Raw genomic sequence first — 23,312 nt, 5'->3', positions numbered from 1 at the left:
CTAGACCTCTTTCTTATATTTCTTTTCGTAGAATTTACGATTTCTAATGACAGCTTTCACCATCTTGTTTCTAATTTCAACATAGACTTCGGTACCAATTTTGATTTTCGAATCAATCATCGCGTTCGCAACCGCTTTGGTGGTGTTCGGTATCATATACCCGGTTGTGATATAACCAATCATGTTCTTATCTTGGTCATAAACAATATAACCGTCTCTCGCGATATTTCGTTCAAGCAATTCAAGACCGATGATACGGCGTTCTAGACCAGCTTCTTTTTGTTTTAATAAAGCATCTCTACCAATGAATGGTTTATGGAGTTTTACGCCAAAAGATAAACCGGCTTCAAGTGGTGAAGTGAATCCATTAATTTCATGTCCATAAAGTGGTAATCCTGCTTCAAAGCGTAGGGTATCTCTAGCCCCTAAGCCGCACGGTTCAACGGATAACTTCATCAACGTATCCCAAAGTTGAACAGTGGCTTTCGGAGAAGCGTAAATTTCAAAACCATCTTCACCGGTATAACCACTTCTCGAGATGAGCAATTCTTGGTTTTCCCATTTGAATGTATTAAACTGCATGAACGATAACGAATCGATTTGTGGGATCAATGGTTTTAAAATGTCCACTGCTTTAGGGCCTTGAAGCGCTAATTGACCAAAGAAATCAGAAACGTTTGAAAGTTCAATATCATATCCTGTTTGATGACTGGTTAGCCATTTATAATCTTTTAGTGTATTGGATGCGTTCACCACTAACAAGTAATGATCGGCTTGGTATCGATATACCATCAAATCATCAATAACCCCTCCGGATTCCTCACAGAGTAGTGTGTACTGGAGTTGATTGTCTTTAAGGTCGGTAAAATCATTGGTACTGATTTCATTCAAGAACTTCAGTGCGTCTTTACCTCTTAAATCAATTTCACCCATGTGTGAACAATCAAATACGCCACACGCTTCTCGAACAGCTTGGTGTTCTTGTAAGATACCTCGGTAAGAAACCGGCATATCAAACCCACCGAACTCGGTCATTTTCGCCCCTAAAGCGAGGTGTCTATCGTGTAGACACGTGGTCTTCATATCCATCATACATCCTCCTTGAATAGACTCTTGAATTCTTCATTGGTTAACCCAACAATATACTGACTGATATCTATGGATTGAATGATCGATTCAATCTTATTAATCTCAAATGGTTGATTCATAAACTGTTTCTTTAATTCAATTGGATCTTTATCTGTAAAATAGTCACCATATAAGATGAAATCTTTAATTATCCCACGATGAACATCGAGTTTTACGCCCACAGACCCAGCTGTGAATCGCTTCATATGTTTGAATGCGTAAGGCGGGTTATTCCCTTTGATGTAGGCTTCATCACTGAATTTATTCATCAAAGCGAATACGCGGTCAATTTGAGCTTCCGATAAAATATACTCACCATCAGTTAGGTGGTTCACAAGGAAGTTTGTAAAATCTTCAATATCTTTATTCACCACAGGTTTCATGTTGATAACCCGTTGACGGACCGATTCAATGCCTTTCGAGATGAGTTTCTCATTCGAAGGCGTAATCGATTTAACGAGGGTTTCAAAATCGGTATCGTATAAGATCGTTCCGTGTAGACAGGACCCATATTGGTTATGAAAGTACGCATTACCTGAAAACTTCTTACCTTCATATAAAATGTCGTTTCTGCCGGATAAAACCACAGGAATCTCTAACGCATCGAACACTGATTTAATGTGATTTAAGGACTCTTTGAAGATGGTTTCCTTATCATATCGTTTGGATAGAAAGCTGTATTTAATACACCCTTCATCGGAATAAACTGCACCGCCTCCAGACAATCGTCTAAATACAGGAATGTTATTTTCTTTTAAAAAGGCCTCATTGACCTCGGTCTCAAGTAATTGATTCTTGCCGATGATCACTGCGCCATACACATGCCAAATAAAAAACAAATCTTCCTTTAGGTCTTCGAGTAAGATGGTCTCTAACGCAAAGAAAAAAGGATCTGTTTGTCTGCCAAAACGGCTTAGGTTAACGTATTTCATAACTCACATCCTTCACAATTCTATTATACTATATAAAGCGCTTCCCAAGTGTATAGAAAAAATAGGCGATCGCACAAATTAGCGATAGCCTATCGTAGATAGATTGTTTTTTAGCCAAGCGTCTCTCGTAATTAAATAATTTCTTAAATAGTCTACTTGTTTTGAATAGGTATTGGCCTCAACCATCTCTGGTGGATTTGGCCAAACATAATCATTTAAGATAGGCCACTTATTGAAGTTTTGGTTCGCTGATATAGATAATAAAGACGAAACCAAATCCAGTTCTTGGATAAGTAAAGGGAAATAGTTATCTGAAACTTCAATATATCTAGTGATAAATGCGTATTCAAAGAAAGGTTGTTTGATGATGGATTTAAACCACGGGTTATAGTCAACCCAATAGCCTTGTGGGTGGTAATTATAGTAATCACCATTACCTGAGGAAATATCAAAATCCCAGGCTGGACCCATTTTCAAAAGTTCACCTTTTTCTTTGTGGATATAGACAGATGAATAGCCAACATCGACTTGTTTGAAGAGTTCAGAAAGGATGAAGTAATCGATAAACTGATCGACATCGATATGTTCTGCATAACTATTATCGATGAAGGAATCTACCAATGCATTTAAAATATCTTTGATATAGTTTACTTTACCCTGGATTTCACTCGGGGTTAAGTCATCCATATCGGGTGATTTTATCACATAGTTATAGCCATCTACTTTTACCCAATGTTTGTTCTCTGTACCTTCTTCATTGATTCGATCATTGGTTTCTAATTCAATTAAGAAGCCCCCATCGGCGTCTACTGAATCGTCAATGTTCAGTCTTTCTTTATCCACTTCAACTTGTTCAGTTAATAAGTATATGCCTTGGTATTGATTGTTTAAATAGACGTTAACGAACCTGGTTTCAAGCGTATAATCTAAGTTCAAATACGTAGACATATAGTGGGCGAGATAATTTCGGATGAGTGATTTATCGTTATATTCAGCTAAAAGCACATAGTCTTTCGCGGGTTTCATACCGAGTATACTTTGTCTTTCTGTAAACTTAATCCGATAAGGCTTTTTAGGATACATCCACCAAGAGGAGTTTCCACGACCTTTGATTTGCATCGAAAGGCTCGTTTGATCAAACGTATTGGTTGCGGAATCTACTGTAACTGTACCGTTAATGTAGGTTTCTTTAGAGGTGATATTTTGACTATTTTGTGTATGAATTCTTAGGTCCGATACAATTGGACTTACTTTATATGAAATGTCTTTTTCACCTTTGGTTGTGTTAAACCCTTTTGTAAGTTGAACCTTAAGTACATCTAAGTCCGTTTTAAATGTATACTTGAGTGGCAATTTATCCTCAATAGGTTCGTCATTTAAGAACCATTCGATAGAATAGCCTTCATAGGTTTTAACTAATGTATAATCCGATTCAATTTGAGCTGGGATCGTTTTTAGTAACTCAGCAAGGACATCAGAATCGCTTTTGCAAGCATATAGGCTGGGTAAGAAAACAATTAACCATATGAGTAGCCACCATTTTTTCATATTTAGACCTCGGAATCATTATAACACAAATAAAATTCTAACAAAAAGGAAACTAAATAGATTAGTTTCCTAAGAGGATAGCCCTAACGGGTGAAGCATCTAAGCCTCGCAGTTTTAAAGGTAAGGCAATCAGTGTATAAGACCCCGAGCGGATGTGAGCCAGTCTAAGTCCTTCTAAGATGATGATTTGTTTTTCCATTAATGCTTTATGAGTAGGGTGTCCTGCCTGACTGCGTTCAATCCCCAAAGCATCAATACCGACACCTTTGATGCCGATTTCAGCTAAATATTTGGCAGCTGATTCTGCAACAAATACGAAGTTTGGATTAAAACCTTCATCTTGTGAATTACGGGTTTTAAAGATAACGAAATCACCTTTACGAATTGCTAAATTGGTGAGATTTTCTTTGGTAATGGATTCTAAAACATAACTTAAATCGAAGACGCGTGCTTCACTGATATATTGTTCGATTTTCGCGTCACTACTGGTACTACCAGATTCAACCATATGTAAGTTGAAATCCACATGCGTACCGCTATGGACGTTCATCGTGACATCGGTTTCGTAGTGGCTGTTGTCTTTAAAGTTCGCAACATTCTTAAATGTCGGTTTTTTCGATTCTAAATCCTTATAAACCGGCATGTCCGGATGGATTTCCATCGAAATATCGTATATTTTCATTATAGTTTTTCTCCTGTCATGGTTTCAATTAGGCTGTAAAGTTCTTCAGCCGATTTGTATATACGTAACGGAATTTGCTTATTTTGAATATCTTGTTTCACTTGGTCGATAAACTGCCAGGAAAGTTCAATTTCATCCCAACGTGTGAATAATGATTTCGAGTGTTTGGTCATATCCAAAATCAATTTCTCATACGCTTCCGGAAGGTTTCCAACGGCGTTACAAGCGACACAATAATCCAGATCCACTTCTTCAACAGCGTTACGTAACCCTGGTACCTTAGAGTTTAGGGTTAGGCTGATACCATCTAGTGGTGCAATCTTAATATAAAGTTTATTCGTAAATAGTGGTAAGTCAAACTTGTGTTGTTCTGAGGTTTCTTCAAATTCAATGATGATAACTGATTCTTTTTGTTCGAGTGCTTTACCAGTCATTAAATAAAACGGAACCCCTTTGAAGCGCGGTGTATCAACAAATGCTTTAAAGAAGACGAAGGTTTCTGTCTTTGAACCTTTTGTGATATTGGGTTCATTTTGATACCCATCGTACTGACCAATCACTAAGGACTTACGGTCATAACGGAGCTTTTTTAATACCTCAACTTTTTCATTTTTGAGGTCTTCACTTTGATAACTTCTCGGGACTTCCATCGCGATTAAGGAAAGCATTTGTAAGAGATGGCTTTGAACCATATCTTTTAAAGCACCTGAGGTATCATAGTAACCTGCTCTTGATAATATCGTGTCGGTTTCTTTCGCGTAGATTTTGACATTTTTGATGGTGTGGTTATTCCAAGCACTTTCGAATATTTTGTTCGCGAATCGGACAGTTAAAATGTTTTGAATCATTTCTTTACCTAAGTAATGGTCGATTCGGTAAATTTGTTTTTCATCAAAATAAGTCCATAACAACTGGTTGATGGCTTGAGCGGACTCGAGGTCAGAACCAAATGGTTTTTCAAAGGTAATCGATGAGCGGATATCTTCTTTTTCAACCAATTTAGAGGTTCCAATCATCGTTGCGATTCCTTTTAGGAGTTCTGGTCCTACCGCTAAATAATAGGCTTTTCGTGTATTTTCATCAGATCTTTCATCAATGAATGCTTTGAGTGCGACATAGTCATCGATAGCCTCAACATTGAGTTTGAAATAATTTAGATAGGGTTCTAAAGCCTTCGTATCTAAAGGCACTTTGAGTTCTTTTTCAACAAACTGTAAGTAAGTATGGTCAGTATAATCACGACGCCCTACCGCGATAATTAAGGTTTTATCATCTAATAGTTTTTCTTTAAGTAGTTTTTCTATGGCAGGTAACAATTTTCGGATGGTTAAGTCTCCGGTTGAACCGAATATGGTGAGAATCGTGTTGTAGGTATTTTGCATAAAATCAACGCCTTTCATTGGTTAATAACCCGATGGGTTCAATCTAATCGATACTCTTATTATAACACGAGGTATTAAAATGGGTGTTCTTTACACCCATAGAAAAAAAGGCCTAAGCCTTTTCAATTTCTTGTTTGATTTTGGTCGGTAAACCGATGATTTCCTTTTCTGTAATAGCCGCGAGCGCGACTCTGATTGCGTTTGATAGCGGTACAACAAAAATGTCTTTTTCCTTTAATCGTTCGAAGACAACTTTCGGTTCTTTGACTGGTATCGTAACGAAGAATCCGGAAACATACGGATAATGATTTAACCCTATCGCTTTCGCTTCACCAATAAAGGCTTTCGCACGTTTTTGAAGGAGATTACGTACTTCATCGAGTTCAGTTCTAAAATTTTGATTGAGCGTTGCGTCTTCTACTAAGGTATTGAGTAAGAAAATTGGTTCAGTCGGTGGGCAGCTCCATGTCGAACGTGCTTTATAAATAGAGACTCTACTGAATTCAGAAATGACATCTTGACTCTTCGATAAAGCGACAATTCCACCCCCACGATAACCATAAATACCAAATGTTTTAGAGGCACTAAATGCGATTGTTATCAATAGATCAGACTTCACTTCTGTGAAATTTAAGAAGCGTTTACGTGTGTCTTTATACACAATATCGGCGTAGTCTAAATAGGCGATATCGTATATCAAAACGACTGGATGATCTTTCGCTAGTCTATCTAAATGCGAAATAATACCTTTAAGTTCATCATTTGATAAGGAATATCCTGTTGGATTTTGACAAGGGTCATTCAGTAAAACAATGACTTTTTGGGTTTTTTCGAAAATATCTTGAGTTGTTTTCTTAAAACCCTCCAGATTAAAGCCTTGATTTAAAAACATTGGGTAAGTGACATAACTCGCACCGGTTGCGTGAATGATGGCTGCGTAGTTGCTCCAAAAAATATCTGGTAACACAACCAAATCTCCTTTGGTGACGTAGTTTGACAAAATGTTTGACAGTGCACCAGATGCTCCAGGGGTAGCGAGTACTTCCATCTTAAAATGTGTTTCTAACGCAGGTAATGCATCTTGAAATACCCAGTGTTTCAACGCGGATTTGAATGGTTTACCGCCATCTACTGGTGGATAGGCACGCACTTTTCTAGAATCTAGATTTTCAAGTGTCTCTTCAACAGATTGAAAAGCGAGCAGTTTCCCTGAGTCATCCAATAACGCGCCAATGGTCGCGTCAATCGTAGAAGGGTTTAAGCGTTTGCGTTCTTTGGCCTGTTGACCAATGCTTAAAATGTCATCTGTTAAAAGAAAATCCTTCGTAAAAGCATTCGTATAGTTCATATATTCTCCTATAATAAAAGCCATCGCAGGCTGGCTTATTGGGTAATAGAATCGATGATTTTCATAGGGTTTTCCACGAAAATCAAGTCCGCATAGGCTTTGCCGTATTTTTTTGAAACCCGTTTGTAGGCATTTTTTAAATTTGGTTTTCGATTGGATAAATTATGTGCATCTGAAGCAACAATATCCACTAAATGATTCTTCAGTAAAAATTTGATTAACCGACGATTTAGAATGCCTTCTAACCCATAAATGGCTCCAGCATTGACTTGAAGTAAAGCCCCTGTCGCACGGATTTGAAGATAATCCTCTTTCTTAAGGTAGGAATAACGTTCCACGTGTGCAACAATCGGTTTCAATTTGGATACTTTTAGATTGAACACAGTCTCATCGATATTTTGAGGTTTAGTAGTTGAAAACTCTACGAGTACATAAGGACTCCCCTCAAACGATAAGTGATTCACATGATTTAACATCGGGTCTTTGTAGTAGACTTCTTTCCCTAAAAAGAGTTTAATCGGAAGGCCTTTTTGTTCTACCGTTTGGACGAATTGTTTGAATACAGCACGATGCTTTTCTAACTTCGCTTCGCTATACTTGTAAAGATGAGGCGTCAATATGACATGCGTCACGCCATCTTGAATGGCTTTCTCGAGCATGGACAAGGCCATGGCTTCATCTTTTGCACCATCGTCAACACCCGGTAGGATGTGACAATGGATATCAATCATTGCTGTAGTATTTGTAGGTATAGCCATACTTCTTACCTTTAGACACTTTATCTTGTGTCATACAAATACCAATGATGGTGCAGTTATTTCTTGTTAGGCTGTTGATAGCTTCTTTAATCATGGTCTTCTTAGCTTGTCCGTGTGCAACAACGAATACAACGCCGTCTGCAATACGGTTGATGAGCAAGGCGTCAGATACGACGATCACCGGTGGTGTATCTAGCAAGATATAATCATAATCTGCTCTTAAGTTTTCAAACAAATCTTTTAACTTATGAGATTCTAGGATTTGAACGACCGAAGTGGTTTTTTCACCGGTAATGATATAGTCAATGCCATCTTCTGATTTACGAATCAATTGTTTTTTATCGATTCTTCCTAATAGATAGTCAGCTAAACCTTCTTTATTCACAACCGAGTGAATACGGTTCACTTTAGGTCTACGTAAGTCTAAGTCAACTACAAGTACACGCTTTCCACGGGATGCTAGTAAATAGGCAACGTTTGAGATTAAAGTAGTTTTACTTTCACTTTGCATGGATGAGGTAAATTGAATAATCTTATATTGACCATCCACGTTAGCGTATTCGAGGTTTACAATCATCTTTTGTAATTGTTCTGTAACGAACGAGGTTGGCGCTTCTTTAGATACTAAATAGTCGTATCTGCTTTCTAATTTTTTAGAGAATAACTTCATGATTAGAATTCCTCCTTGACTTCAAAACTTGGAATGACACCAATAACTTGAATGCCAAAGTCAGCTTCTAATTCTTCTTTAGTACGGTATGTATTATTTGTAAGTTCAACAACTAGAACAATACCAACACCTAAAATACCACCAAGTAATACCCCAATAATGAGTAATAATGGTTTATTCGGTGAGGTTTGAACCCCTGTTTTAGCAATAGTGGTTGGTTCACTGATCTTATCTTTAAACGATGAGAAAGTAGCGTTTGTATTCGCAATTTCTCTTGCAGATTCTACGATTTGATCTGCGACTTGTCTAGCAAGATCAGGGTCAGGGGATGTGTAGGTAACGTAAACAAAGAATGTCGTATTTGATGCTGTAACCGATAAGCCTTCTCTGATTTGTTTAGCAGAGAGTTTTGTTTCTAAATTTAAAGTTTCGATTACATGATCTAAGACGATGTCTTTCTTCATAAATTCTGCAATCGATGGCACGAGTCTTAATGCAGTCGTATAGTCATAACCAAGTTCGGAAGATGACGATTCAACTTGTACAATAATATCCGATTTGGATTCGTACATTGGGGTGGCAATGACAAAAGCGTAGATGGCAGCGATGCTAGCAATCAAAACCGTTGATAGGCCAATGATGAGCCAGTTTTTTAGTAACAGTTGAAGTAACTCAACTATACTAAGACCTTTTTCTTCTTGATTTTCCATAAAAAATCTCCTTTAATATTATGATTCGATTTTGTTGTTTCTAGATGATTCAAATTTATTATAGCATAGGGTTAAACTTTTATGACAAAGAAGCGTGATGACTAAACTGTTTTTTGCATGAGTTTAATAACAAGATCGATATCTTTTTTCACTTCAAGAAGCGAAGTAACCCAGAAATCTTTCTTAGTTACGTCGATACCCATCGATGCTGCAACATCTTCAACACTAGCTTTACCTGTCATACCTAAGAGACGGTCATAGTTTTTTAAGAAGGATTCTTTATCTTTTAAGTATAAACTATATAGTCCTTTACCGAATAATAATCCAAAAGCATATGGGAAATTATAGAAATTTAGACCTGCTGAATAATAGTGACCTTTATTCAACCACATATATGGGTGTAAGAATTCAGGGTCTAATCCGTCGGTATAAGCTTCTTTTTGAGCTTCTAACATCCATGATTTCATTTGATCTTTAGAAATTGGACCTTTTGCATTCTCGAAGAGTTTGGTTTCAAATAGGTATCTCGATAGAATGTCGATAATGACTTGGGTATCACCTTGTAAGGATATTTCAAGTACGGATAACTTTTCTTCGTCTTTTTCAAGTTCGTTAAAGAGTTTATTCATAACAATGGTTTCACAGAAGATGGAGGCTGTTTCTGCAAGTGGCATTGGATAGTCCCAGTTTAATGGTTGTTCATCTTGAATGACATCCCCATGATAGCCATGTCCTAATTCGTGTGCCAATGTCGAAACATCCGATAAGGAACCTGTAAAGTTCAATAGGAAACGGCTTTGACGGATTTGAGGTTGGTTTGAACAGAAAGCACCCCCGCGTTTCCCTTTTCGAGGGAACGCGTCAATCCAGTTATGATCAAAGGCTTTCTTCGCAAAGTTGCCTAAGCGAGGAGAGAATCCGTAAAAACTGTCTAATACGATGTGTTTAGCTTCATCAAAAGTATATGTTTTTTCTAATTTACCGATTGGTGCGAATAAATCATAGAATGGTAGTGCTTTTTGGTGACCAAGATAAACAGATTTCGCCTTTAAGTATGCTGCGAAGTGAGGTCTAAAATCCTTCATTGCTTCGATCATCGCATCTAAGGTTTGTCTTGACATATGGGAAGATTCTAAGGTTTTTTCAAGCGCACTTTCATACCCGCGCATCGCATTTAATTCAGTGACTTCACGTTTGATGTTAGATAAAGCCATGGCTACTGCATCCGCAATCGGTTCATAGGATTTAAGTTCGGCATCATATGCTTTTTTACGGATATCATTATTGTGGTCATAAGCGAGGTTTCTCACTTCACTTAAAGTGATGGTTTTTCCTTCAAATTCGACATTTAAATTGGCTGTGAGCAACCCTTGAAGTTGACCCCATTGACCACTCGCGAGCTGACGCATTTTGGAATAAATAACTTCTTCGGCTTCCGATAAGAGATGCTTAGCACCTTTTTGTGTGAGTTCTAAACCATAACGATAGGTTTTGACTAATTCACTTTGTTTTTCAAGTTGATTTAAATCTAGATTCGCAATAAAGCGGCTCATTTGGACGTTTTCTTTGGTTACACTGGATAAGAGTTGTTGTAGTTTGGCCATGTAACCTAAAGCCACTTGATTGGTAACATCGGTAGAAGTTGTAAGGCTCGCAAACGCGAATAAGCTGGTCGCGAGTTTTTCTAAGTCTTCTTGGCTTCTTAAGTAGTTTTCTAATAACGCTAAATCTGATAGACCTGCTTCGTTCTTAACCAATACTTTATAGTCTGATAGTAGTTTTTCTAATTTGACAATGTCTGCGTCATAAGTCGCGTCAAAGCCTTTATATAAATCATCTAAATTCCAATTCATTGTTAATGTCCTCTTTCTGCTTTTAATTCAAAAAGCTGGTCTCTTAATTCTGTCGCTAATTCGAAGTTGAGTTCTTTCGCGGCTTGTTTCATATCACGTTCAATACGAGCAATCGCTTTATCGAGATCTTTCGCAGTGAACTTCTTCTTAAGTGGGATATCCTCAATATCTTCTTTCATTGAGATATCGTCACGAATGTCTTTCTTTATCGATACCGGTTTAGTCCCATATTTCTCATTGAAAGCGACTTGGATTGCCCGTCTACGGTTGGTTTCATTGATGGCTTTTTCCATCGCTTCACTGATACCATCGGCATACATGATGACTTTACCGTTAAGGTTTCTCGCTGCACGTCCAATTGTTTGGATTAAACTGCGTTCACTTCTTAAGAAGCCTTGTTTGTCCGCGTCCAATATCGCGACTAACGATACTTCCGGTAGGTCAAGTCCTTCTCTAAGTAGATTAATACCGATTAATACATCGTATTTACCAATACGTAAATCTCTTAAAATCACGATGCGTTCAAGGGACTTAATCTCACTATGGAGGTAGGCAACTTTCATGCCCAGTTTTTTAAAGTACGCAGTCAAATCCTCACTCATCTTGATGGTGAGCGTGGTTACTAATACACGTTCATTTAAAGCAACCCGCTTAACGATTTCACCGTAAAGATCATCGATTTGTCCAAAGGATTTTCTGACTTCAATCTCTGGGTCAATTAAATAAGTTGGTCGGATAATTTGTTCGATTATCGGATAATTTTTGGATAATTCATAATCGCCTGGTGTCGCTGATAAGTATATGACGTTATCGAGTTTGGATTCAAATTCATCAAACTTAAGTGGTCTATTATCCAGAGCTGAAGGGAGTCTAAATCCGTAGTCGACTAAGGTTGTTTTTCTCGATCTATCGCCATTATACATACCACGAACTTGAGATACCGTTACGTGTGATTCATCGATAATGAGTAAAAAGTCTTTATTGAAAAAGTCAATCAAGGTGGAAGGCGTTTCACCTTCTTCCTTTAAAGCAAGGTGTCTAGAGTAGTTTTCAACCCCAGGACATACCCCCATTTCTTCAAGCATTTCAATATCGTATTTGGTGCGCATTTGAATACGTTCCGCTTCTAATGGTTTTTCTTCACCTTGGAAGTATAAAATGCGTTCTTGAAGTTCATTTTTTATTCTTCGAATCGACTCTTTGAGTTTATCTTTATTGGTCATGAAGTGGGTTGCTGGCCAAATCGTCACGTAATCTAATGATTCAATCGCGTTGCCTGTTAGGACGTCAAATCGTTTAATTCGTTCGATTTCATCCCCGAAGAATTCAATTCGAACCCCATTTTCACGTTGATTTGATGGGATAATTTCTACAATATCGCCCCGAACTCTAAATGTTCCGCGGTGAAAATCGATATCGTTTCGTTGGTAAGTGAGTTCGACCAATTTACCTAATAGTGCATTTCTTCTTAAAGACTGTCCAGTTCGTAAAAACATCATCGAGTTTTTATAATCGTCCGGATCTCCAATCCCATAAATACACGATACAGAAGCGACTACAATGACATCATCGCGTTCTAATAATGAAGCGGTCGCACTGTGTCTCATTTCATCGATTTCATCGTTGATTGAGGCATCTTTTTCGATATATGTATCTGAGGTAACCACGTAAGCTTCTGGTTGATAATAGTCGTAATAACTAATGAAGTATTCTACTCTATTTTCAGGAAAAAAAGCCTTTAATTCACTGTAAAGCTGTCCCGCAAGGGTTTTGTTATGTGCCAAGACTAAGGTTCTTTTCCCCATTTTTTCAATGACATTACTGATAGTAAAAGTCTTACCTGTGCCGGTTGCACCACGTAAGACTTGTTGTTTCGAGCCGTTATTGAAGTTCTGATACAACTTTTCAATCGCTTCGATTTGATCGCCCATTGGTTGGTAGGGGGCAACCAGTTTAAACTTTGACATCGTATCCACTCCTTATGGGTCTATTATACATAATAGGAAAGAAAAAAGCACTAGGTTTGTGCTTTTATTCTAAAGGGTTATCTTCGGTATCTAATCTCGGAACCCGAAGTGGATTGATGATGTTTTCTGCAATATTCTTTAAGTGATCACCAATACGTTCCATATTTGAAAGGATTTCAACATAATTTGTCTTTGAAGTAAAGTTTAATTCACCGGCCTTTAATCTTTCCACATAGTTTAATCTAAACTTTTCTTCTAACTTATCTGTAAGGTTTTCATATTCAATCGCGAGTTTAGCTTTTTCAATATCATTATAGATAAATGAAGCCAGTGTCGCATCAAACATTTCTTCTAATACACGGTAGTAATGTCTCAAATCCTCTTCTCCACCTTTGGAAAGCGTTTGATTTTCTTCATAACGGTTTTTGAAGAAGCCAACTAGATTCGTTAAGTGGTCACCGATTCGTTCGAAGTCTCGAATGGTATCTAAGTCTCTAGATAAACGGTTTGAATCTTTTTCAGATAATGCGTTGTTTCTGACTAAGCGAATCATATAGTCATGAAGACGTTTGTCGTAATCATCTAGAGTGTTTTCAATTTCTGTTGCTCTTTCAATGGTATCTGGTTCATTTGTAAAACTATAACGTTTCGCGATTAAGAAATAATCCTTCGTGATTTGACCCATTTTATTAATACCTTTTTTAACATAAAAGAGTGCTAAAGATGGGGTTTCCTGTAATAGAGATTCCGAGAAAATGACTTCAAGTTCATCGTTATAAGGTTTATCTTTAATGATGACATGAGCAAGCTTAATTAATGCATCGATAAACCAGAATAATAGAAGGGTGGTTACCACGTTCATTAGGACATGTGCTATCGCAAGAGTTCCCATTGAATACGGTTCAAGGAATGTGGTTTCAATCCAAAGAACGACTTCATGGTAAGGATAAAGTAGAATAAGGAAAAAAGCTGTACCGATTAAATTAAATAAAATGTGAATAACGGCAACACGTTTAGATTCTAAAGTACCGTTGATTGAGGCTAAGAACCCTGTGATAGTTGTTCCAATATTCGAACCTAAAATCATCGGTAAAGCGCCCCATAGTGTGAATGTTACGACACCAGATTCTACATTCATGTGATAGAGTTTTTGAATAATCCCAATCGAGGCGGATGAACTTTGAATGAAGGCAGTAAATAATGTGCCAAACGTAACGCCAAAGAACCAGAAGAAATTGTTTGAGGTATCTGAGAATAATAAGAACAAATCACTCACTTGTTCTGTCGCAACAATCGGTTTAAGTCCGATTTCCATTGTATCCAAACCAAAGAATACGAGCCCAAACCCTAGAATGGTTCCACCTAGATTACGAATCAATGGTTTCTTAAAGAAGAAAATCATGATGACGCCAACAAAAATGAATAAGAGGGCATAATCCGCAATCGGTAACCCTATCAATATGGATGTAATCGTCGTTCCGATATTTGCACCAAATACAACCCCTACGGCTTGTTTTAGTGTCATCAGTCCAGCACCAACCAGACCAATTACTAAGACGGTTACACCACTTGAAGATTGTAATAAGCCTGTTAACAAAATTCCAACCAATATCCCTTTAAGAGGTGTATTTGTCGTTTTTTCAATTACACTTCGAATTTTGTTACCGGCTGTTTTTTTAAGGCCGTCACCCATCAGTTCAATACCATATAAGAATATGGCCACACCACCCAGAATGTATAAAATGTTTTCTGTCATATAATCTCCTTTTTCTAAATAAAAAAATAAAAAAAGATGCTAAAAAAGCACCTTTGTTGAGTGTCTAGTATCGATATGGTCTATCATGTGGCCAGGTTGTAGCCTGCTTTGATGTATAGTCATAGTCACCTCTAGAGAACTATCTAATCTTTGTTGCTAATTCAAATATTTCATCCATCGGTTCCGTCTTAGAAGCTAAAACTTTAGAGAATGGGTAGTGAACCATTTTATTACTTTGGATCCCTACTGCGACACCAGAAATACCTTGAGATAATAAATCAATCGCGTATGCACCCATACGACCAGCTAAAATACGGTCTTCTGCACAAGGAGAACCCCCGCGTTGTACATAACCCAGTACTGTAGCTCTACAAGCAAATCCACTTTTCGCTGTGATTTCTTCAGCGAACTCATGGACATTACAAACATTTTCTGTGATCACGATGATCGCGTTACGACGACCTTCGCTCTTATGAATTTTTAAACGTTCAATGATGTCTTCCTTGTTCATTGGGTGTTCAGGCGTGATGATAAATTCAGCACCACAACTCAGACCAGCACTGACTGCTAAGTCGCCACAGTGACGTCCCATCGTTTCGACAATTGAACAACGTTGGTGTGAAGAAGACGTATCACGAATTTTATCGAGTGCATCGACAATCGTTTCTAGTGCGGTGTGAAAACCAATCGTATAATCCGTACAAGGTAGGTCATTATCAATCGTTCCAGGTAAACCAATCACAGGGAATCCCATTTCGGTTAACGCCTCTGCACCACGATAGGTACCATCTCCGCCAATGACGACAAGGGCTTCAATCCCCTCTTCACGTAGGTTATGGATTGCGATTTGTCTTACTTCTGGTTTATTGAACTCTTTTAAACGGGCTGTACCTAAAATTGTACCGCCTTTATCGAGTATTTCAGATACACTTTTACGGCTCATTTTTTCAAATGATCCACTAACCAATCCAGCATACCCATCCATAACGCCGTAAATTTCGTGACCACTATTAATAGCGGCACGCACAACTGCGCGGATCGCGGGATTCATACCAGGGGCGTCTCCACCCGATGTAAGGACTGCAATTTTCATGGATAATCACCTCAAACCGCCCCTATTATATCACTATTTTTACATTGATTTATGTGTTTTTTACAAAAGTAAGTTCGAAATCGCTTTCTTCAAGTTTTTTTTAAATATATGTGATAGAATAGTATCGAAAAGTTGAAGGAAAGGAACCAAATACTATGAAAAATTTAAAAGGCGCGGCCATTCTTGGTCAATCAGGCGGTCCTACAAGCGTTATTAACGCAAGTGCTGCTGGCGTATTTATTGAAGCATTAAAACAAGAAAATATCACTGCAGTATATGGTGCTGCACACGGTATCAAAGGGATTCTAGATGAAAACTTCTATGACATCTCCAAAGAAGATTTATATGAATTAGAATTACTTAAAAACACCCCATCTTCTGCAATCGGTTCTGTTCGATACAAATTAAAACCGTTGAAGAAAGACCCTAGTGATTATGAAAGATTACTAGAAGTATTCAAAAAATACAACATCCGTTACTTCTTCTACAATGGTGGTAACGACTCTATGGATACTTGCAACAAAATCAGCAAGTACTTCAAGAAATCCGGTTGGGATTGCAACGTCGTAGGTGTACCTAAAACCATCGATAACGACTTATATGGAACTGACCACTGCCCAGGCTACGGTTCAGCTGCTAAATACGTTGCTACAACCTTAATGGAACTATACCATGACGCAACCGTATACAACACACCAATGGTTACTGTCGTTGAAGTTATGGGTAGAAATGCTGGTTGGTTAACCGCTGCAGCACAATTAGCTGTATCTAAAGGCCAAGGACCAGACTTAATTTATCTACCTGAAGTTGTATTTGACTATGACCAATTCTACGCTGACGTTGAAGAAGTTGTTAAACGTAAGACTAAAGCCATCATCGTCGTTTCTGAAGGTATCAAAGACAAAGATGGTAAGTATGTCCCTGAACACTACTCAAGCTTATCCACAGACTCCTTTGGACATGCTCAACTAGGTGGTACTGCTGCAATCTTAGCTGAACAAATCAAAGAAAGATTAAATGTCAAAGTCCGTTCAATCGAATTCTCCTTACTACAAAGAAGTGCGGCTCACCTCGCTTCTAAAGTTGACGTAAGAGAAGCATACATGGCTGGTGTTAAAGCTGTTAGAGCCGCTGTCAAAGGTACTACCGATAAGATGGTTGGTTTCGAAAGAGTATCCTCTAACCCGTATAAGATTAAATACAAACTTGTTCCACTTGCAAAAGCAGCGAACACTGAGAAGAAAGTTCCAGCTGAATGGATCTTACCAAACGGTAAAGGTTTAACACAAGATTATGTGGATTATGCATTGCCTTTAATCCAAGGCGATGACAAAGCACCACTCGTCGATGGTCTACCACGTTTTGCAAACCTCAAAAAAGTATTTGTCGAAAAGAAGTAAATTTCTAAGATTGTCCGACCATGGACAATCTTTTTTTCTTATGTTGGGTCAGTTTCGATTTTTTATTGTATAATAGTGAGCGTAAGAAAAAGGAGTATTAAGTATATGACATTATTTTGGGCGTTTGTAACTTTACTGATTGGATTTGTAATCCTCGTAAAAGGCGCAGACTTATTTGTCGATGGTGCCTCATCGATTGCGAAATTCTTTAAGGTTTCATCTTTGATCATTGGTTTAACTGTAGTTGCGTTTGGAACTTCACTTCCTGAGGCAGCCGTGAGTATTACCTCAGCACTATCTGGTGCAGATGATGTATCATTCGGTAATATTATCGGTTCAAACATCTTTAATATCGGATTGATTCTAGGTCTCGCCGCTTTGGTTTTACCGCAAGTCGTCCATGATGATTTAATCCGTCGAGATTTTCCAATTGCATTATTATTGGTTGTGATTTTGGTCCCATTCTTCTACTTTTTCGCTGGTTCTAGTAATTTCTTCATTCTTAGATTTGAAGCCGCAATTCTCTTATTTATAATGATTGCTTTCATGTATTTTATTCTAAAAGACGCGCGGTCGATGAATCAAATTAATTCACAAGTTGAAGTAAATCCGCTCATCCCTGAAGTTCAGGCGAAATACACAATTAAACAAGCAATTCCTATCACTTTATTGGGTATGGTTGGCATTGTTGCTGGTGGTATTATGGTTACTAACAGTGCAAGAGATATCGCTATTGAATTAGGTATGTCCGAATGGTTAGTCGGTTTGACCATCGTATCCATTGGTACTTCATTACCTGAACTCGTCACTTCTGTAGTGGCCGCTATGAAGAACGAATCGGAAATTTCAATGGGTAATATCATTGGGTCTAATATTTTTAATATCGCTTTTATTTTGGGTACTAGTGCATTAATCAACCCAATCGCTTTGAACCAAAGTGCCATTATCGATATTTACTTCTTAATTGGATTAACAGCTGTTGTGTTCATTTTTGCACTTTCGACCAAACGAATTTCACGCATTCAGGGGTTATTCTTGGTATTATCCTATATCGGTTACTTATCCTATATTATCCTTAGAGATCAACCATCTGTATAATAATAAACACCTCCCTTGATTAACCATCTTAAGGGAGGTGTTTTTTTCTATCTACAGTTTTACTTTTCCTGCGTATGTTCTAAGTGGTATGTAGCCAACATAGTGCATCTCACCATTACCTTTGAACGTAAATATCATGGTATGTGAGCTGACTATGGTAGCTAAACCCAAATCGTAATATCTACTGTATAGAAGATAAGTTTCTGAATCGAGTTTCTCAGCAACATAAATCTCAAATCCCAAATGACCACTCGAATAGGTATTGATTATTTGAGCTAGAAAGGGCTGACTTCTTAAAAGATTCTTGTCATCATAATCGACCTCACCAACCCGAATGTGGTCGTCTAAGTCTTCAAGAATGAGCGTTTGATTATCCACTAGAATCTCATTAATTGGGGCCAAATTGTAGTAATCATATTCAGCTTGATATGTTTCTTTCGATACCTCGATTAATTGACGCATATCTACATAAACATCAGATTCACCCTTGTAGTGAATGTGATACTTTGTACTATCAATCACATAAGTATCCTTAGGTAACGTATAGCTTTTTTCATCAAAAACGTTAAAGTCATACAGAATAACTGATGATAAAGTTACGATCATCAAGGTATCTTCCCTAAATTGCACAGGTACCATTCTATTAACCGGTTTGTAGCTTTTAATGACGCTATTTTCTTTCAAATCCTCAATAATCAGTTCATTAGAATAATCATAAATCAAGTAACGATTTTGATAGAGTCCATGAAGATTAACCCCAATCCAAAGATCGGTTTGGTTTTGGAATAGCTTGATTACGGTTACAGTTTCTTCAATCAAATCGAGTCTCATAATGGCTCGGTCGTAAGTGAGATTTTTATCTCTTTGGTTACCATCCACATCAAACTTAAAGCTAAAATACAATTGATTTCCAACCTGTAGAAGACTATCCGATTGTGTATACTTATCACGGTTGATCGAATAGCCTGCTTCTTTTAGGACGTCATAGGCTTTTGAAATATAGTCGACTTTTCTTATACCTTTGGTATAGTGACGATGACTATAATAACGATAAATTGGGGTAAACTCCTGGGCTTCAATCACATCATTCAGCTTGTCAATCGATGTGTTACACCCTACTAATAGAAAAGATACGAATCCAAGTAGGACGATACTTAACCATTTTCGCATAATAACCTCCCAAAAGAAAAACTTTGTCTACATTATACCAATTTGACTTTGGTAAATTATGACAAAGCTGTGACAGTTATTCATTTGAGTTGGATTCTAATATTTTATTTAAAAACGATATTGCTAAACTAAACCATGTTTGATTGTGTGAATGGATTTTCGCGTACCCTTTTGGGTCAGAAGCAAATTCTTCTCTAGGAACTTCTTCAGTACCTAAAGATAAACCATGAATACCGCTATGATATAAATGACAATCCACTATAACATGATGTTGTCTCAAGGCTTCCATAAAGAAAAGACTATTCTCGACTTTAACTGTTTCATCATCAATGGTATGGAATAAAAACGTAGCCGGAGTAGTATTTGTTACTTTGGTTTCAAGTGAGAATTTCAAGCGTGTTTCATCGGTGATTTCACCATAAAGTCGCCTGATTGAGTCCTCATGAGCAAACCCTTTTTGACCTGTTAAAACAGGATACGCGAGCACCATAGCTTTAATTTTATACTTTTGATGGTATTCGGTATGTACACCTAAATTTGCCATATAGTGACCACCGCTTGAAAACCCACATAAGATTAAAGCGTTTTGGTCAATTGGTAAATCCATACTCACAATTAAATCCATAAAACCAGATAACTCTTCAACCGCTTGTGGATGAGTTAAGAAGGATTCACGGTAGTAAATAGTGCCTGCATGATAACCTTTTTCATTAAAGGCTTTCGCAATCGGTTCCGCTTCACGAGGTGACGTTCTAATATATCCACCTCCTGGAGCGATGAGTACGAAGGGTCTTTTTTGATCATCGACGAGATGAAGTGTGACGTAGTTATTTGAGTTGAGTTTCAGCATGTTCATCTTTAATGACCTCGATTCGGTTTAATATGTACTTCTTTCCATCGTATTGATTGGGTTCTATGGTTAAAATAAGTGGGTCTTTACTATTCATTAAAGGGTTGTATTTTGAATAAATCTCAGGGAATACGGTGACATCTATAGTGGTTTGTCCGTCGCTAACTTCTAAGAAAGCCATCGATTTACCTGTTTTGGTTTGAATCACTTTAACGCGTTTGATGAGACCTAAAACACGCTCAGTTTGTTCAATTTGGTCTAATGTTTTTAAATGATATTTTTCTAATAAAGGTTGATAGAAGGACGCCGGTGTATAACTGAGGTTAAACCCTAAAGCCATCTTTTCTTTTTCTACGAGTTCATCTAGACTATATTCATCATATTGTTTCATCTCAATATCCGAAACAAAGAGTTCATAATCTTTATGAATCAGTTTACGATTTTCATACAACGTTTTCTTATTTAGGCCAAACCCATCGAGTGCGCCTGCGAAAATAAGGGCTTCGATGACCTTGTCATTAAGTTCAGATGAAAGACGCTTTTTGAAATCATCATAATCGATGAAAGGCCCATTCAATCTCGCTTCTTTAACTTTAGTTACCGCTTGAGTACCCACATTCTTAATCGCGATTAATGGGTAGACGATACCTGAAGGTGTTAAGGTAAACTCAAAATCAGAAGTTTGAATATTTGGTTTTAAGACTTTAATCCCCCGTGCTTTTAATTGTTGAATGTAATCCATAACTTGTTCTGTGTTGCTCGCAATTGAGCTCAATAGAACGGTCATGAACGCGTCAAAATAGTGAGCTTTTAGATAAGCCATTTGATAGGCAACTAAAGCGTACGCGACCGAGTGACTTCGGTTAAAACCATATAATGCGAACTTGAGAATATAATCATAAATCTTAATCGCGAGCGCTTCGGGTTTGTTGTTTTCAACGGCTTTACGGATGAACTTCAATCGTTCGCTTTCTAATATTTCCTTATCTTTCTTAGAAACTCCGCGTCTAAGTAAGTCCGCCTCAGCAAGCGTGTAATTCGCGAATTCTGAGGCGATTTTCATAATTTGTTCTTGGTAAATGATAATCCCGTAAGTGGGTGCTAATATGTCTTTAAGTGATTCATCAATGTATTCAAACGGTTTTCCAACTCGTCGTTCAATGTAAATATCAATGTTATCCATTGGACCCGGTCTAAATAGTGCGAGAATCGCGACTAAATCCTCAAATTGATTGGGTTTCAGTTTTGTTAATACGCGTTTCATCCCGATGGATTCAAGTTGAAACACCCCAACTGTGTCTGCTTTGGATAACAGTTCATAGGTTTTTACATCGTCTAAAGGTAAGTTATGCAAATCGAGTTTGATTTGTCTTTGTTCTAGAATACCGAGTGTTTCTTTAATAATCTGAAGGTTACGAATGCCTAAAAAGTCAATTTTTAATAACCCCATGTGTTCCAAATCAGAGGCTTCTAATTGGGATTGATACAGTTCACTTGAACCTGTTTGTAGTGGGATGATTCGAGTTAAGTCTACAGAGGATAAAATAATCCCAGCAGCGTGAGTACCTGTATGACGTGGTAATCCTTCAATCGACTGCGCGAGCTTTAAAATATTGAGTGTATTTGGATCTCTTATGTCGTAGGCTTCGGTAGCTTGTTTGACAATCCGATTTGTTTCCGCTACAGATAACCCTTGGGTACGACAAATATCACGAATGGAACTCTTGACTTGGAAAGTACCAAATGTCGTAATTGAAACAACGTGGTGTTTGCCATATTTTGACTGTACATAACGAATGACATCGTCTCGCTTATTGTCCGGGAAGTCTAAGTCAATATCCGGCATACTGATGCGTTCTGGATTTAAGAATCGTTCAAATAACAAATCGTATTTTAGTGGATCTACATCGGTAATACCTAAGGCGAATGAAACGAGTGAACCGGCTGCAGAACCACGACCAGGCCCCACTAAAATACCTTCTTTTTTTGCGTATTTGACGAAGTCCCATACAACTAAGAAGTAATTATTATAACCCATCTTATCGATGACGGACAGTTCATAATTGAGTCGTTCTAAATAGCGTTCTGGATTTTTAAATGGTTGTTTTTTGTGACGTAAACCAAGTCCCACTTCACAGAGGTCCTTTAAATAGACTTTGGAAGAAATGCCAGGTTCGAGTGGATTTGGTAATTCAAAGTTTAACTTTTCGGGGCTAAAATTAACATGTTCAAACACACGATTTAGGTTGTTAAATACCACTTTATATTCACTGAAACTTTGAATGAGTTTTTCATATGTAGGTAGACTAAAGTCACCCTCATCAAATCGTCTTCGTTCACTTTGTTCAATTTGAATTAAAGCGTCGTATGGTGCAACATCACCCTCATAGTTTGCTTGATGGATTGGTAACATATCGATTGTATATTCTAAAGAAAGTGCTTGTAGTTTAGGTGCAACTTCAATTTCCATCTTGAGGGTTTGAACCATCAGTCCTAAATAGAAATGTTTTAATAAATAGACATAGGATTCGATTCTTTTTTTCGCTTCACCATAATTATTTTCAAGTAAAGCTTGATCAATATCCGAATCATATCCTGTTGTTATAAATACTAAATCAGTTTGGTATTTGATCAAATCGGTCATTTCAACAACTTTGGTTTTCGATAATTGAATAAGACTCGATAAAATGATTAAGTTTTGATACCCAGTTTGGCTTATGGCATAAGCATACAAACTGGTTTTCTGTTCTAAATGGATAATTGAGAGTTTCATCCCAATAATGCGTCTTAAATGGGTCTTCGCACTAAAAAACTTATACGATCCGTATAAGTTATTATCATCTGATAAAAAGACTGTGTCAAAATTGCGTTCTTCTAAAGTTTTAAACAACGTTCCCAAACGAATCGTACTATTCAGTAAACTGTATTCGCTTTGAAGGCCAATAAACCCCTTCATAACATCACATC

General features: G+C 37.5%; 18 protein-coding genes. 2 read left to right on the top strand and 16 right to left on the bottom strand.

Features of this window, described 5'->3' with window-relative positions:
• The 13 genes from gcvT to pfkA form a co-directional block, all read right to left on the bottom strand.
• Positions 1-1,092, bottom strand: a complete 1,092-nt coding sequence (gcvT, locus tag N7603_RS01855; RefSeq protein ID WP_262095623.1) for a glycine cleavage system aminomethyltransferase GcvT — start codon at positions 1,090-1,092, stop codon at positions 1-3.
• Positions 1,089-2,060 (bottom strand): lipoate--protein ligase, encoded by a 972-nt coding sequence (gene lplA / locus N7603_RS01850; protein ID WP_262095622.1) that lies wholly within the window; start codon positions 2,058-2,060, stop codon positions 1,089-1,091. Before lplA ends, gcvT begins: the two co-directional genes overlap by 4 nt.
• 78 nt (positions 2,061-2,138) lie before the next feature.
• Positions 2,139-3,608: a CotH kinase family protein gene (locus tag N7603_RS01845; protein WP_262095621.1), complete on the bottom strand. Its 1,470-nt coding sequence runs from the start codon at positions 3,606-3,608 to the stop codon at positions 2,139-2,141.
• A 61-nt stretch (positions 3,609-3,669) separates the two neighbouring features.
• Positions 3,670-4,290 carry a cyclase family protein gene (locus tag N7603_RS01840; RefSeq protein ID WP_262095619.1) on the bottom strand — a complete coding sequence of 207 codons (621 nt, stop codon included), beginning with the start codon at positions 4,288-4,290 and terminating at the stop codon, positions 3,670-3,672.
• Positions 4,290-5,672 carry a glucose-6-phosphate dehydrogenase gene (zwf, locus tag N7603_RS01835; RefSeq protein WP_262095618.1) on the bottom strand — a complete coding sequence of 461 codons (1,383 nt, stop codon included), beginning with the start codon at positions 5,670-5,672 and terminating at the stop codon, positions 4,290-4,292. The genes N7603_RS01840 and zwf overlap by 1 nt, the downstream gene beginning before the upstream one ends.
• Before the next feature lie 112 nt (positions 5,673-5,784).
• The gene (locus tag N7603_RS01830) at positions 5,785-7,020 is read right to left on the bottom strand and encodes a pyridoxal phosphate-dependent aminotransferase (protein ID WP_262095617.1); all 1,236 of its coding nucleotides are present in this window, start codon (positions 7,018-7,020) and stop codon (positions 5,785-5,787) included.
• A 35-nt stretch (positions 7,021-7,055) separates the two neighbouring features.
• Positions 7,056-7,778: a CpsB/CapC family capsule biosynthesis tyrosine phosphatase gene (locus N7603_RS01825; protein WP_262095616.1), complete on the bottom strand. Its 723-nt coding sequence runs from the start codon at positions 7,776-7,778 to the stop codon at positions 7,056-7,058.
• Positions 7,744-8,448: a CpsD/CapB family tyrosine-protein kinase gene (locus tag N7603_RS01820; protein ID WP_262095615.1), complete on the bottom strand. Its 705-nt coding sequence runs from the start codon at positions 8,446-8,448 to the stop codon at positions 7,744-7,746. The genes N7603_RS01825 and N7603_RS01820 overlap by 35 nt, the downstream gene beginning before the upstream one ends.
• A gap of 2 nt (positions 8,449-8,450) precedes the next feature.
• Positions 8,451-9,158, bottom strand: coding sequence for a YveK family protein (locus N7603_RS01815; protein ID WP_262095614.1), 708 nt, complete (start codon positions 9,156-9,158; stop codon positions 8,451-8,453).
• A 101-nt stretch (positions 9,159-9,259) separates the two neighbouring features.
• Positions 9,260-11,011 carry a M3 family oligoendopeptidase gene (locus N7603_RS01810; protein WP_262095613.1) on the bottom strand — a complete coding sequence of 584 codons (1,752 nt, stop codon included), beginning with the start codon at positions 11,009-11,011 and terminating at the stop codon, positions 9,260-9,262.
• 2 nt (positions 11,012-11,013) lie between these two features.
• On the bottom strand, positions 11,014-12,978 hold the full coding sequence (gene uvrB / locus N7603_RS01805) for an excinuclease ABC subunit UvrB (RefSeq protein WP_262095612.1): 1,965 nt from the start codon (positions 12,976-12,978) through the stop codon (positions 11,014-11,016).
• A 64-nt stretch (positions 12,979-13,042) separates the two neighbouring features.
• Positions 13,043-14,734 carry a Na/Pi cotransporter family protein gene (locus tag N7603_RS01800; protein ID WP_262095611.1) on the bottom strand — a complete coding sequence of 564 codons (1,692 nt, stop codon included), beginning with the start codon at positions 14,732-14,734 and terminating at the stop codon, positions 13,043-13,045.
• Positions 14,735-14,873: 139 nt separating this feature from the next.
• The gene (gene pfkA, locus N7603_RS01795) at positions 14,874-15,827 is read right to left on the bottom strand and encodes a 6-phosphofructokinase (protein ID WP_262095610.1); all 954 of its coding nucleotides are present in this window, start codon (positions 15,825-15,827) and stop codon (positions 14,874-14,876) included.
• Positions 15,828-15,982: 155 nt separating this feature from the next.
• On the opposite strand from pfkA, the gene N7603_RS01790 reads away from it, so the two are divergent.
• Both N7603_RS01790 and N7603_RS01785 read left to right on the top strand, forming a co-directional pair.
• Positions 15,983-17,227 (top strand): 6-phosphofructokinase, encoded by a 1,245-nt coding sequence (locus N7603_RS01790; RefSeq protein WP_262095609.1) that lies wholly within the window; start codon positions 15,983-15,985, stop codon positions 17,225-17,227.
• A 105-nt stretch (positions 17,228-17,332) separates the two neighbouring features.
• Positions 17,333-18,325: a calcium/sodium antiporter gene (locus N7603_RS01785; protein ID WP_262095608.1), complete on the top strand. Its 993-nt coding sequence runs from the start codon at positions 17,333-17,335 to the stop codon at positions 18,323-18,325.
• A gap of 51 nt (positions 18,326-18,376) precedes the next feature.
• Here the strand turns inward: N7603_RS01785 and N7603_RS01780 are convergent, their stop codons facing one another.
• From N7603_RS01780 to N7603_RS01770, 3 genes are all read right to left on the bottom strand, one after another.
• The gene (locus N7603_RS01780) at positions 18,377-19,495 is read right to left on the bottom strand and encodes a hypothetical protein (RefSeq protein WP_262095607.1); all 1,119 of its coding nucleotides are present in this window, start codon (positions 19,493-19,495) and stop codon (positions 18,377-18,379) included.
• Positions 19,496-19,571: 76 nt separating this feature from the next.
• Complete coding sequence (locus tag N7603_RS01775) at positions 19,572-20,351, bottom strand: alpha/beta hydrolase (protein ID WP_262095606.1); 780 nt, start codon at positions 20,349-20,351, stop codon at positions 19,572-19,574.
• Positions 20,323-23,301 (bottom strand): DNA polymerase III subunit alpha, encoded by a 2,979-nt coding sequence (locus tag N7603_RS01770; protein WP_262095605.1) that lies wholly within the window; start codon positions 23,299-23,301, stop codon positions 20,323-20,325. Before N7603_RS01770 ends, N7603_RS01775 begins: the two co-directional genes overlap by 29 nt.
• Positions 23,302-23,312 lie beyond the last annotated feature (11 nt).

The sequence above is a fragment of the Paracholeplasma vituli genome, from assembly GCF_025446935.1.
GTDB lineage: Bacteria > Bacillota_I > Bacilli_A > Acholeplasmatales > UBA5453 > Paracholeplasma > Paracholeplasma vituli.
The sequence above is the reverse complement of the archived record's forward strand: the minus strand, read 5'-3'. Positions and strand labels throughout refer to the sequence as shown.

What these genes read in the sequence shown, in the direction of transcription:
- N7603_RS01770 (WP_262095605.1), bottom strand. Translation starts at nt 23,301, where the DNA reads ATGAAGGGGTTTATTGGCCTTCAAAGCGAATACAGTTTACTGAATAGT.
- uvrB (WP_262095612.1), bottom strand. Translation starts at nt 12,978, where the DNA reads ATGTCAAAGTTTAAACTGGTTGCCCCCTACCAACCAATGGGCGATCAA.
- gcvT (WP_262095623.1), bottom strand. Translation starts at nt 1,092, where the DNA reads ATGATGGATATGAAGACCACGTGTCTACACGATAGACACCTCGCTTTA.
- N7603_RS01810 (WP_262095613.1), bottom strand. Translation starts at nt 11,011, where the DNA reads ATGAATTGGAATTTAGATGATTTATATAAAGGCTTTGACGCGACTTAT.
- N7603_RS01780 (WP_262095607.1), bottom strand. Translation starts at nt 19,495, where the DNA reads ATGCGAAAATGGTTAAGTATCGTCCTACTTGGATTCGTATCTTTTCTA.
- N7603_RS01800 (WP_262095611.1), bottom strand. Translation starts at nt 14,734, where the DNA reads ATGACAGAAAACATTTTATACATTCTGGGTGGTGTGGCCATATTCTTA.
- pfkA (WP_262095610.1), bottom strand. Translation starts at nt 15,827, where the DNA reads ATGAAAATTGCAGTCCTTACATCGGGTGGAGACGCCCCTGGTATGAAT.
- N7603_RS01815 (WP_262095614.1), bottom strand. Translation starts at nt 9,158, where the DNA reads ATGGAAAATCAAGAAGAAAAAGGTCTTAGTATAGTTGAGTTACTTCAA.
- N7603_RS01785 (WP_262095608.1), top strand. Translation starts at nt 17,333, where the DNA reads ATGACATTATTTTGGGCGTTTGTAACTTTACTGATTGGATTTGTAATC.
- N7603_RS01840 (WP_262095619.1), bottom strand. Translation starts at nt 4,290, where the DNA reads ATGAAAATATACGATATTTCGATGGAAATCCATCCGGACATGCCGGTT.
- N7603_RS01845 (WP_262095621.1), bottom strand. Translation starts at nt 3,608, where the DNA reads ATGAAAAAATGGTGGCTACTCATATGGTTAATTGTTTTCTTACCCAGC.
- zwf (WP_262095618.1), bottom strand. Translation starts at nt 5,672, where the DNA reads ATGCAAAATACCTACAACACGATTCTCACCATATTCGGTTCAACCGGA.
- N7603_RS01790 (WP_262095609.1), top strand. Translation starts at nt 15,983, where the DNA reads ATGAAAAATTTAAAAGGCGCGGCCATTCTTGGTCAATCAGGCGGTCCT.
- N7603_RS01820 (WP_262095615.1), bottom strand. Translation starts at nt 8,448, where the DNA reads ATGAAGTTATTCTCTAAAAAATTAGAAAGCAGATACGACTATTTAGTA.
- N7603_RS01830 (WP_262095617.1), bottom strand. Translation starts at nt 7,020, where the DNA reads ATGAACTATACGAATGCTTTTACGAAGGATTTTCTTTTAACAGATGAC.
- lplA (WP_262095622.1), bottom strand. Translation starts at nt 2,060, where the DNA reads ATGAAATACGTTAACCTAAGCCGTTTTGGCAGACAAACAGATCCTTTT.
- N7603_RS01775 (WP_262095606.1), bottom strand. Translation starts at nt 20,351, where the DNA reads ATGAACATGCTGAAACTCAACTCAAATAACTACGTCACACTTCATCTC.
- N7603_RS01825 (WP_262095616.1), bottom strand. Translation starts at nt 7,778, where the DNA reads ATGGCTATACCTACAAATACTACAGCAATGATTGATATCCATTGTCAC.